Origin of the sequence: Mesorhizobium alhagi CCNWXJ12-2 (assembly GCF_000236565.1) — a bacterium.
GTDB lineage: Bacteria > Pseudomonadota > Alphaproteobacteria > Rhizobiales > Rhizobiaceae > Allomesorhizobium > Allomesorhizobium alhagi.
Genome location: NZ_AHAM01000018.1, coordinates 1 through 11,505, shown reverse-complemented (window position 1 = coordinate 11,505; position 11,505 = coordinate 1). Strand labels below are relative to the sequence as shown.

Here is an 11,505-nt window from a genome sequence, read left to right as displayed (position 1 = left end):
CCAGCCGTCGGAAACGTACCAGTGCTTTTTGTCCAGGCCGTCGAAATTCTCGACGAAGGATTTTCCCGCCGCTGGCTCTTGCGCCAGCGAAACGGTCGGATTGCATGCGGATGAGATAAGCAGAACTCCGACGCCGAAGATGAGGGGATTGAGATAGATGTTTGCCGTGTTGGTCGCGTTCAAAATCACGTGGCCTACCACCTGTGTCTTGGCGGCGTCCTCCCACGCCGCGGTCTACATCATAGCAAAATGCTGCACTGCACATAGACCGAGGGCAAGATCAGAATGTGACGCCCGCCTGCAATTCCCGGGTGGTTGACGGTAACTTTTTGTGAGCGTCCGTTAACCCCGGTCTGCCCGCGCGGCGACGGGGGAAAGGCTTTCGCCAGCGTTCTCTTGGGAAAACGCCTCCACCTGGCCATGGAGATCGGTAACAAAACCGATCTGCTTCTCAAGCGATTGGATGCGTCCCCTGTAGCGAATCATAATGTCGGTCATGTCGTCGATCTTCGATGACATGGCGGCCCCGACACGGTCGTTTTCCAGCGCCTGTTGGGAGAAAGCGGCGTCGGCGGCCACTTTTTCGTAGCGGTCGCGAAGCCCGTTTCGCTCGCGCTCCATTTCGGCGCGCAGATCGTCGAGCATACGATTGAGCCTCTGCAGTCGGCCCGCGTCGGTTTCGCGGTCCCGATTCGGGTTTCGGGTCTGGAAGCGGAACAGCGCCATTGAGTTCGATCCTTTGCAGTGTCTTGCCGATGAAATCTGTTTGGTGATGTTGTGTGGCGCGCTATCCGGCAGGAGCGACCGCACCCATCCCGTCGGAGGTGACAAGAGCGAGAAGCGGCACGGTGACAAACTTCAGCCCGAATGTGGTTGTCTTGGGCACGACGCTCCAGCCGACATTATTCGTCACAGTTTTAGGCTAATTGCACGCGGCATGGACGAGCACCGTGTTTTTATGGGCGGGTCTTGCCCTCATCTGGACCCCGAAATGGACCATAGATCGAAACGTCATCGAAGCCCGCTAGCCTCCCGGATTTTATAAGGCGTAAAAAATGACCAAGTGTACAGTCATCATTCCCTACTACCAGCGAGAGCCAGGCATACTGTCCCGGGCATTGAAGTCGGTGTTCGCCCAATCGCATCCGGATTTCGATGTGATCGTCGTCGACGACGCGTCGCCGTCGCCGGTCGAGATAGACCTCGAGGGCTTTTCGCTGGCCGAACGGGCCCGGATAACCGTTATAAAACAACCGAATGCCGGTCCCGGTGGGGCGCGCAATATGGGCCTCGACCATGTGCCCGCCGACAGCGCCTATGCAGCCTTTCTCGATTCGGACGACGAGTGGACGCCCGATCATCTGAAGAACGCGGTCGCCGGCCTGTCGCTTTTTGATGCAGACTGTTACTGGGCATCGATCACGGGCGGCGAAGAATTCTACTATCATTTCGGAGTGTCGGCGCTGGCCGAAGTCACCACGGTCAACCGGCTTTCCGACGAGCCGCCATTGGTGGAAATCCCGGACCTCGCCGGCGTCATGCTGAAAGACTGGAGCTTTCTCCACCTCTCCTGCATGGTCATCGGAAGGGACCTGTTCCGAAAAATCCGCTTCGAAGCTGCGTTGCGGCTGGCTGCCGAGGATGTGCTGTTCTTTTACGACTGCGTTCGCGGCGCGAAGCGTGTGATATTGAACGAGGGCACAGGCGCCACCCGCGGCGAGGGCATCAACATCTTTCACGGCCTCGACAGCGATTCGCCGCTCTTCCTCAAGCAGCAGTTCAACACCTGGGTCGCTCTCGACCGTCTCGAGAGCCGCTTTTCCCACGGGCCTGAAGACAAAGCCTCGATCGAGGCCTACAAGCAGACGGCGCGCCGCCAGGCGCTGTGGGGTCAGATGCGGCTGGTTCGCCGTCGCAAGGCGCCGCAACTCGGGCTTCTGGCGGAATGGGCCTGGCGCGATCCCAAAATCCTGCGCAGCGCGGTGGAACTCGCCGTTGCCAAGATCTCCCGATAACGAGGAAACCGCATGCACCCTTACTATTGGGAATCGGAACACGGCAATTTTGGCGACGACCTTAATCTCTGGCTCTGGGATTTCCTTCTGCCCGGATTTCGCGAGGTTCACCCCGAAATACTGCTCGTCGGCGTGGGCACCGTTCTCAACGAGGTGCTGCTGCCGAAAGGAACACGCAAACTCGTCGTCGGCAGCGGCTTCGGATATGGCAAGCTGCCGGATTTTTGTGACGCATCCGAATGGGATATACGCTGTGTCCGCGGCCCGCTGACCGCGGGCAAGCTCGGTCTCGACGCCAGCCTTGGCATCATCGATCCGGCGGTCATGGTCGCCGACATGCCGGAGTTCGCCAACCTGCCCAAGACCCAGGATGCGATTTTCATCCCGCATTGGGAATCCACCCTCGGCGGCATCTGGCCGAAGGTCTGCAAGGCTGCCGGTCTCGTTTATGTCGATCCCTGCGGCGAAGCCAAATCCGTGATCCGGGCGATCGCTCAATCGCGGTTGGTGGTCGCCGAATCCATGCATGCCGCCATACTTGCCGATGCTTTCCGCGTTCCCTGGGTCGCCGTCAGCACTTCGCGCAGCATCAACAGCTTCAAATGGCAGGATTGGGCGGCAACGGTTGGCGTAACCTATAGCCCTCGCCACGTGCCGGTTTCGACACGGGCCGAGGCGATCGCCAAAGGCGCGCGCTTCTGGGGTGTGGAGTTCGGCAACAAGGAGCCGCTGCCCGACGATCCCAACAAGCGCAGCTTCGACGACACTCTCGTCCTGGCGCGCAGCGATCCTCGCCCTTCAGCGCTTCGAAGTGCTGCAAAGCAGCTGTTGGCGGCGCCGTCCACATTTGCGTTGCGCCAGGCGCGTAAGGCCGAGCCGCAATTGAGCGCCGACAGCGCGCTGGCCGGACGCAAGGAGCGCTTTCGCGAGATTCTTGCCGGAATACGCCGCGATTATTTCTGAGCGATGGTCGCGGGCAGCAGGTAGCGAAGCGCCGCGGGTTCCACCGAGCCAGGCCTGCCGCGCGCCTTGAAGGCGGCGAGCTTGTCGGCTGCCACGCCGCCGGCGATGGCCGGCATCGCGGAGGGTTTGGTCAGGGCATAAAGCCCAGCGCGCCAGATTCCCGCCTCGGCCTTGATGTCGAGGAAATTGCGCAGTTCATAGCGCCTGCGAATGTGGCGTTCGTGCCTGCGGAGCGCGGCTGCGCTCTCTTTCGGCAGGCCGGGCGCGGCGAGGATGGCCTGATCGGCCTCATACAACCGCTTCAGGTCGAGCGTCCTGTGCCTGCCGCTCAGCGAATCGGGCCGAACGACCGCGCCATAGCCGCAGCCGTGGACGATCTTGTAGCGCGCGCCGTTCACCAGCGCCCGTGCGTAGAGGTCGTAATCCTCGCCCAGCCGCAGCTCCTCCTTGTAGCGAAGCCCGTGGCTGTCGAGAAAGGATCGCCGCATGACCGGCTTGAGGAAGCCGATCTCGCCGCGCGAGGCGCCGCGCTTGGAGATGTTGCCTTCGATGAAGCCTTGAAGGTCGAGAAAGCGCGGCGCCGATTCGAATTCCGGCACGGAGGGTTCCACCACGCTGCCCGTTCCGTCGATGAAGACGATATTGTCGGCAACGAAATCCCAGTCGTCTCCTACGAGAAGCCCGTCGAATCGCCCGGCCAGAAAGAAATCGTCGGCATCCAGTACCGCAATCAGTGGGGCGGACGAATGGGCGATTGCATGGTTCCTGGCGAAAGCCGGCCCTCTGTTGGTCTCGAGCGACAAGACCCGCAGGCGGCCGCTGCCGTCATCGGCTGCCCGCGACGCTTCCGCCGTGCCGTCGGTCGAACCGTCGTCGACAACGACAACTTCCGCGACGCGCCCCTCCCGCAGCCCCGATCGGATGGCGCGTGCGATGGTGCCGGAGGCATTCTTGGCGGCAATGATGACGCAGACGGTGGCGGGGGATGCCATTCACACCTCGATCAATCCGTTTTCCTATGGCCTTGCGAAAGCTGGGCCGTGCACGATCAAGCCGGCAGTGCTAGCCCTGCCGGCCTGAACTGGAAAGCGGATTGTTCGCAACTGCGAACGGCGATTTCATGACAGGTGATAGATCGCCCGGATTAAAGATGGCCCGAGCGTGGCACTCCGGGCAACTGGCTCACCTTGCCCGCAGGGTGGTCTTCCTTCGGCAAATTCGGCAAGGCGTCATCTTTTTCTGCGCTCCCTTCCTCCTTGGCCTTGTCGGCAGATCGCCACACGAGGAATAAAACAGCGGCGAAATAACCGATCTGCAGCAAGACAGCGCAAATCAAGGTTTGAACAAACGTCGTCCATAGCGATTGCGTGATCACATAGGTAGTGATCGCAAACACCAGCAGCACCCCAATGAGGCCGCGTAGAAAGAGCACGAAGGACATTTTTATCCCGTCGCGCCGTTCACACGCAGTTTTGCGTCCAAAATCATGCGCTAAATTCCTCCCGCCGAAGCGTCCCAGCCCCCAGCGATCTGAATCTCCGGATTTTTCGAGGGCCAAGCGCCAATACCAAACCGCGCAAAGGCATTTATATTGATCCGAGAGGGCATAGGCAACACGGCGCGTTCTTTTACGAAGCTCCACGAAGCCTCTCATCGGTCAGACCAATTCATATTGCAGCGCAACTACGGCTTAGAAACAGCCGTGCTCCCAAGAGAAATCAGAGCTTTCAACTGAAAGAATTATTCGGAAAATGTGCAGGTATTTTTGACAATTACGAGTTATTTCCGACAATAATTTTGGTTAATCAAGCAAGATGTCAAAATTTTATTGTAGAGGTTGACGCGGCAATAAAATTGTATTTCACGACGCCGATAGGGGTAACCTCTGGCCATCGCTGCTTTGTGACCAATTGTCACAAAATATGATCTGCCGATAGTTTATCGTCCAAATTTCATCACAGACATGACACATCCCTCACGCTATTGATTTGTCATGTTGCGCTGCAGCATTTCGCATTATCCCGACGCCTTTCATCGTGGAGCAGCAAAATGAAATATCCCGCCAGTTTGGCCAATTTATCACACCGGCTCCGATCGGCTTCCGAGCATCAGCCGCCGATCGGCGGAGCCATCAAACGCGGATTCGACATCGTCAGCGCCGCGACAGGAATTCTCCTGCTGAGCCCGCTGCTTTTCATGCTGGCGATGCTGGTGAAATTTTCGGACGGCGGCCGTGTGTTCTACGGCCATAGCCGAATCGGCCGGAACGGCGATGTTTTCCAGTGCTTCAAATTCCGAACCATGGTGGAAAATGGTGACGAGGTTCTCGCTGCGCATTTCGCCAGACATCCGCAGAGTCGCGAGGAATGGCTCGCCACCCGCAAGCTGCAGAACGATCCGCGCGTAACCCGCGTCGGCGCGGTGCTGCGCAAGCTCAGCCTCGACGAGTTGCCCCAGATGTTCAACATCCTGCGCGGCGATATGAGCATTGTCGGCCCCAGGCCGGTGGTGAAGGATGAACTCGAACTCTACGGCCCGGCAGCGGACTACTATCTGAAATCGCGCCCGGGCCTGACCGGACTTTGGCAGGTCAGCGGCCGCAACGACGTTTCCTACGGCACGCGCGTCGCCTTCGACCGGCACTATGTCGAGAACTGGTCGTTCATTTTCGACCTCAAGATCATCGTCAAAACGGTTCCGGCCGTCTTCTCGTCTCGCGGCAGCTACTGATCCCCGCTGCCAGAAAGGCCTTGCTTTGATAGGCAAATTCACCAAGTTTCGCGCCGCATGGCTCCGCATCGGGCGGTCTCTCTTCACAAGCGCGGTGGCGGTCGCCGTCATGCTGGCGGCGTTGGCTACGGTCCCCGCGCAAAGCGAGGAATATCGGCTCGGCACGATGGACAAGCTCCGCATCCGCGTTGTGGAGTGGCAGACCGCGGAAGGCGCGGTTCGCGACTGGCCGTCGATCAGCGGCGACTATACCGTTGGCCCCTCGGGCAACATATCGTTGCCGTTTGTCGGCGAAATGCCAGCCATAGGCAAGACGACATCCGAGATCGCCGATGTGATCAGCGAGGAACTGCAGCAGAAATTCGGGTTGCTCGACCGTCCCCACTCATCGGTCGAACTTGCCGAGTTCCGGCCGGTCTTCATCTCCGGCGATGTGCAGACCCCCGGCAAATATCCCTACGCTCCCGATCTGACCGTGCTGAAAGCCGTCAGCCTGGCCGGCGGAATGCGCCGCGCAGCCGATGCCGGGCAGCGCATCGAGCGCGATTTCATCAACGCCCGCGGCAACTACGATGTCCTCATCGCCGAACGCAACGGCCTCCTGGCCAAGCGCGCACGGCTGATCGCCGAAGCCGCAGGACAAGAGGAAATCGAATTTCCCAAGGAGCTCCAGGAAACTGCCGAAGGCAGGAAACTGATCGCGGATGAGACCGCTTTCAAGGAGGCGCGAGAGACGCGCCTGCGTGTGCAACTCTCCGCGATCGAGGATCTTAAATCCCTGCTTCAGAACGAAGTGGCTTCGCTGGAAAAGAAGATCACCAGCCAGAACCGGCAGATGGAGCTTTCCCGCAACGAACTGAAGGGCATCGGCAACCTTGCCGACCAGGGCCTGGTGGTGAACGCGCGGGTGCTTTCGATCGAGCGCGCGATCGCCGAACTCGAAGGGAAGGTTCTCGACATGGAAACGGCTGCCCTGCGGGCCAAGCAGGACATAAGCAAAGCCACCCAAAACGCCACGACCCTGCAGAACGACCGGGATGCCGAGGTCGCCCAGGAGCGCCAGGCGGCGGAAGCCGAAATCGAAAAGCTGAACCTGAAGATTGCCATGTACAGGGATCTGATGGCCGAAGCGATGGCCCAGGATCCGCAGGCCGCCCTCGGTACGGGCGGCGACGCGGCGCCAGCGGTCAGTTTTTCCATCGTCCGAGAGGAAGGCGAAAACACGAAGGAAATGGCGGCCGACGAGAATACTCCGGTCCTGCCCGGGGATGTCATCAAGGTCGGCATCTCGCCGATTCCCGCCAACTAGCGGGCTCGTGATGGAACAGTCATGAAGATCGCCAAGGCAAGCCTTGTCAGTCCGGACCACAATTTCTGGTACGGCTTCGTCGCGATCGCCATCTCGACCTTCATTCTTGCCTACTCGGCGCGTTTCGGCCAGGTCTCGGTGCTTGCCTATTACGCGCTGTGGCTGCCGCTGGTCCTGGTCGATTATCGTCATTCGCTCGGGAACTACACCAGATTCTACTGGATCATCGCCTTCGGTCTTTTCGCCTGCCTTTCGATGTTCTGGTCAGCGGCGCCCGGCGTCACCGCACGCGCGGGCGTGCAATATTTCTCCCACATCGTCTGTGCGCTGATCGCGGCGCGAACCATGAATGTGAGAACGATGGCGCTCGGCGTGCTGGCGGGCGTCTGCCTCGTCATTCTTTATTCGCTTGCCTTCGGCGGCTACCACTATGACCCGCTGGATGGTGAATACAGCTTCGTAGGCGCCTTCTCGTCCAAAAATCAGCTCGGCTTTTTCGCGTCGCTCGGCATCTATTTCGCCTTTGCCTGCATTTTCGTCCTGGGCGAGCGCGGCCTTGCGAGGATTCTGGCTGTTATTGGCGCCGGCCTGTCCGCCTACGCGCTGATCGCCTCGCAATCCGCGACATCGATCATTGCCACCGCAGCCACGCTGGGCGTCATGATAGGCCTCAGCCTCATTCTCATGTTTGCGCCGAGCACCAGGAAAGCCTTCCTGGCGGCCGGCATCGTGCTCGCGCTCGGCGTCGCGTTCGTCGGGTTGAATTTCGGCGGCATGGATCTGCTGCTCGGCGCCTTCGGCAAGGACGCGACACTGACGGGGCGCACATATCTATGGGCGGAAGGCCTTGCGGCGGCGCGCCAGTCGCCGATCGTCGGCGTCGGTTATTACGGCTATTGGGTTCAGGGATTTTCCGAGGCCGAGCGGCTCTGGGAAGAATTCTACATCGGCTCGCGCAGCGGCTTTCACTTCCACAACACCTACATTGAAGTGCTGGTCGAGCTGGGTTTCATCGGGCTTCTGCTGGCCAGCCTGATCATCGTTCGGGTTCCCGTCGGCCATCTGTGGCGCCTTCTCGAAGACCGCGGTGACGCAGCTTCCCATGTGATGTTCGGCATCGCCTTCATGCTGCTGGTGCGTTCCTTCTTCGAAGTCGACGTCATCCACCCATATGTGATCGGATCGTTCCTGCTCTATTATGCGGCCGGTCTGCTGGCGGCGTCGAAATCGACGCGCAGCCGTCTGGCATTCTCCCCTGCACCCCCGGATTTGCAGCTGCATATGCGGCACGCCCGATGAACAGGCTTCATGGCATCCAGTATTTGCGGGCCTTCGCTGCGCTTGGGGTGGTCGTCTTTCACGCGGCCGAACGCACCGGCGGGCATTTCGCCGTCGGCGCCGCCGGGGTGGACGTGTTCTTCGTCATCAGCGGTTTCATCATGTGGGTTCTGTCGCAACGCAAGCCCACCACGCCGGCGCGGTTTCTGCGCGACCGCCTGGAGCGGATAGCGCCGGTCTACTGGATCGCGACCGGCGTGATGGTTGCCGGCGCGCTTGCCGGACTGTTCCCCAACATGAAGCTCACGCTCGGCCATGTGTTCGGCTCGTTGTTCTTCGTCCCGCATCGTTCGCCGAGCAATGGCGAAATCTGGCCGGTTCTGGTCCAGGGCTGGACGCTCAACTACGAGATGTTCTTCTACGCGGTCTTCGCCGGCTGCCTGCTGCTGCCGTCGAGGATGAGATTGGCGGCTTTGGCGTCCATTTTCATCGTTCTGGCGGGGTTCGGCTTGATCTGGACCAGCAGCAACCCGGTTTTCGCGACCTACACCGACCCAATCATTCTGGAATTCCTGATCGGCGCATTTATCGGCAAATTGTGGCTGGAGGGCAGAATTCCACGGCCCGCCACGGGTGCTGGCTTGATCGTGGTCAGCCTTCTCGGTTTCGCCTTCGTCGGCGCGACCTACATTGGCTTCGGCCCGCTATCTTTCGGCCCCTTGGCTGCCGCGCTCCTGATCGGCGTGCTGGCGATGGAAAAGGGCGGGGCGCTCCGTCATATCCGGCCGATAACCTACCTCGGTGACAGCTCCTATTCGATATACCTCTGGCATACGATGGCGATTTCGGTCGTGGCCAAGCTTGCCCCAATGCTGTCGATACCGGCTGCGCCGGCAATGGTCCTTGCAGTGGTGGCGGGCGTCGCGGTCGGCGTCGGGGCTTACGAAATGCTGGAGAAGCCCATCGGCGCCGCCTTCAAGGGCTTTCGCAGCTCCGACCAGACCAGATGGCCATTGCCCAGATCCTCCGGCGCGAGTTCGGGCGGCGCATAGTCGAGCGGCCGGACGTTGCTCGGAAGATCTCCGTCGAAAGGAATGAAGGCGCGTCGCGCCCGACCCGGATCGGCGATGGGGACCGCATCGAGCAGCCGTTTCGTATAGGGATGGCGCGGATTCTCGAACACCTGCGCACGCGTGCCCGTCTCGACGAACCGACCCATATACATGACGGCCACACGGTGGCTGATCTGTTCGACCACCGCCATGTCGTGCGAGATGAACAGGTAGGAGATCGCCGTCTCGTTCTGGATGTCCTGGAGCAGATCGAGAACCTGCGCCTGTATGGACACATCGAGCGCCGACACGCTCTCGTCCGCGATGATGACCTTCGGCGAAAGCGAAAGCGCGCGGGCGATCGCGATGCGCTGGCGCTGGCCGCCCGAGAATTCGTGCGGGTAGCGTTTCATCTGGTCGGTGGAAAGTCCGACCCGGCGAAACAGATATTCGACCCTGTCCTTCAATTCGGTTCTCGACGCCAGGCGATGGATGATCAAAGGTTCGCCGACCAGATCGCCGGCGCGCATGCGCGGGTCGAGTGACGAATAGGGGTCCTGGAAAACCATCTGGATGTCCCGCAGGGCGGGCTTCATGGCGGTGCGCGACAATCCGGCGATCTGCCGGTTCGAGATGCTTACCCGGCCGCTCCAGGGCACCAGATTGAGAAGCGCCTTGCCGGTGGTGGATTTGCCGCAGCCGGATTCGCCTACCAGCGAAAGCGTCTCGCCTGGCATAATCCTGAAGGAAACGCCCTCCACTGCATGCACCCGCCTCACGGGCCGCTGCAGCACGCCGCCCTTGATATCGAAGCGGACGACAAGGTCCTCGACTTCGACCACCGGAGTTGTTGGATCAGGGACAGGCGAAGCATCGGCCGACGCGGCCGAAGCCCGTTTCGGGCTGGCCGTGCCGATCATCTCGCCAAGCCTTGGAACCGCATCGAGCAATGTTCGGGTATAGTCCGCGCGGGGCGCTTCAAAGATCGCGCGCAGCGGTCCGCTTTCGACCTCGCGCCCGCGGTTCATCACCAGCACGCGGTCGGCCATTTCCGCCACCACGCCCATATCGTGCGTGATCAGGATAACGGATAGCCCGAAATCCGCTTGCAGCTTGCGGATGAGCGCCAGGATTTGCGCCTGAACGGTGACGTCCAGCGCAGTGGTCGGCTCGTCGGCGATCAGGATTTCAGGGTGCTGCGCCAGCGCTATCGCGATCACCACGCGTTGGCGCATACCGCCCGAGAGTTCGTGCGGATACTGGCTGATTCGGCGTTCCGCATCGGGTATCTGCACCTGATCGAGCAGGCGCTTGGCCTCGCGCCGGGCCTCGGCGGCCGGCATGGCGCGGTGCGCCTGGATGGATTCGATGATTTGCCGCCCGATCGAAAGTACCGGGTTGAGCGACGTCATCGGCTCCTGGAAGACCATGCCGATATGGCGGCCACGCACATGCCGCATCTCTCGTTCCGAGAGCGCCAGTATGTTGCGCCCGCCAAGTGTGGCTACACCGGAGGCGACGCGGGCCGTAGGCTTGGGCAGCAGTTGCATCAGCGACAACGCCGTCATCGACTTGCCTGAGCCGCTTTCCCCGGCGATGCAAAGCGTCTCGCCGCGTGCGAGGTCGAAGGACAGTCCGTCGACAACGGTCTTGGCGCCCTCCGGCGTCGCGACCTGGGTGACCAGATCGCGGACGCTCAGAAGGGGCGGGTTGGGAGATTGATTCATGCTGGCGCTGTTCAAAATGTCAGGGCGGGAGGATATGTCCCGCCCTGTCGAGCTACTCGAAGACCACTCGCGGGAAGTAGAACGACACCACCCAGTTCGGCATGTCGACGATCTCGCTGATCCGCAAATCCCCGCAGACGGAGCACAGCATGTAGGCATCGACCGCCGCCAGACCGTGTTGCTTTCCCAGCAGATCTATCATGTTCGATACCGCAGCCCTGGCCCCCGACATGAGATCGGGTCCGATCCCGGTCGTGACCTCGTAGCCCTTCTCGTCGAGATGACGCGTCACCGGTCCTGGCGTGGTGAAGCGCGGCATGGAGAGGTTCGCGCCTTTCACCAGGTCGAGCGTCAGCGCCACGTTCATCGCGCTTTCGATCGCCGTTCCGCATACTTCCCCGTCGCCCTGGGCTGCGTGGGTGTCGCCGATC

Annotated in this window: 11 protein-coding genes and 1 pseudogene; 6 read left to right on the top strand and 6 right to left on the bottom strand. The window is 60.8% G+C overall.

The annotated features are described in order from the left end of the window. Positions 1 to 189: pseudogene (locus MAXJ12_RS01245) on the bottom strand (hypothetical protein); the annotation flags it as partial. 153 nt (positions 190 to 342) lie between these two features. Next, positions 343 to 726: a hypothetical protein gene (locus MAXJ12_RS01240; protein ID WP_008833912.1), complete on the bottom strand. Its 384-nt coding sequence runs from the start codon at positions 724 to 726 to the stop codon at positions 343 to 345. 329 nt (positions 727 to 1,055) lie between these two features. Between MAXJ12_RS01240 and MAXJ12_RS01235 the strand changes: the two genes are divergently transcribed. Next, entirely contained in the window at positions 1,056 to 2,015 is a 960-nt protein-coding gene (locus MAXJ12_RS01235; RefSeq protein WP_040584549.1) for a glycosyltransferase family 2 protein, read from the top strand. A gap of 12 nt (positions 2,016 to 2,027) precedes the next feature. Beyond that, positions 2,028 to 2,978: a polysaccharide pyruvyl transferase family protein gene (locus MAXJ12_RS01230; protein WP_008833910.1), complete on the top strand. Its 951-nt coding sequence runs from the start codon at positions 2,028 to 2,030 to the stop codon at positions 2,976 to 2,978. Here the strand turns inward: MAXJ12_RS01230 and MAXJ12_RS01225 are convergent. Together MAXJ12_RS01225 and MAXJ12_RS38655 are read right to left on the bottom strand one after the other, a co-directional pair. Beyond that, a complete protein-coding gene (locus MAXJ12_RS01225) occupies positions 2,969 to 3,970 on the bottom strand; it encodes a glycosyltransferase family 2 protein (protein WP_008833909.1) in 1,002 nt (333 codons plus the stop codon). The two genes, MAXJ12_RS01230 and MAXJ12_RS01225, sit on opposite strands and share 10 nt — an antisense overlap. 152 nt (positions 3,971 to 4,122) lie before the next feature. Next, entirely contained in the window at positions 4,123 to 4,620 is a 498-nt protein-coding gene (locus tag MAXJ12_RS38655) for an exopolysaccharide production repressor protein (RefSeq protein ID WP_244421422.1), read from the bottom strand. 407 nt (positions 4,621 to 5,027) lie between these two features. Here MAXJ12_RS38655 and MAXJ12_RS01215 point away from each other — a divergent pair, with 407 nt between their 5' ends. The 4 genes from MAXJ12_RS01215 to MAXJ12_RS34890 are packed head-to-tail and all read left to right on the top strand — an operon-like array spanning position 5,028 to position 9,347. Continuing rightward, positions 5,028 to 5,708: a sugar transferase gene (locus MAXJ12_RS01215; RefSeq protein ID WP_008833907.1), complete on the top strand. Its 681-nt coding sequence runs from the start codon at positions 5,028 to 5,030 to the stop codon at positions 5,706 to 5,708. Between the two features lie 25 nt (positions 5,709 to 5,733). After that, positions 5,734 to 7,017, top strand: coding sequence for a polysaccharide biosynthesis/export family protein (locus tag MAXJ12_RS01210; protein WP_008833906.1), 1,284 nt, complete (start codon positions 5,734 to 5,736; stop codon positions 7,015 to 7,017). Between the two features lie 21 nt (positions 7,018 to 7,038). After that, on the top strand, positions 7,039 to 8,316 hold the full coding sequence (locus MAXJ12_RS01205) for an O-antigen ligase family protein (protein WP_008833905.1): 1,278 nt from the start codon (positions 7,039 to 7,041) through the stop codon (positions 8,314 to 8,316). Then, a complete protein-coding gene (locus MAXJ12_RS34890; RefSeq protein ID WP_085983848.1) occupies positions 8,313 to 9,347 on the top strand; it encodes an acyltransferase family protein in 1,035 nt (344 codons plus the stop codon). Before MAXJ12_RS01205 ends, MAXJ12_RS34890 begins: the two co-directional genes overlap by 4 nt. Here MAXJ12_RS34890 and MAXJ12_RS01200 read toward each other — a convergent pair. Continuing rightward, the gene (locus MAXJ12_RS01200) at positions 9,236 to 11,074 is read right to left on the bottom strand and encodes an ABC transporter ATP-binding protein (protein WP_008833903.1); all 1,839 of its coding nucleotides are present in this window, start codon (positions 11,072 to 11,074) and stop codon (positions 9,236 to 9,238) included. The genes MAXJ12_RS34890 and MAXJ12_RS01200 overlap by 112 nt on opposite strands. A 52-nt stretch (positions 11,075 to 11,126) precedes the next feature. Further along, positions 11,127 to 11,505: acetamidase/formamidase family protein (locus MAXJ12_RS01195; RefSeq protein ID WP_008833902.1), on the bottom strand; the 379-nt coding region annotated here is incomplete at its 5' end.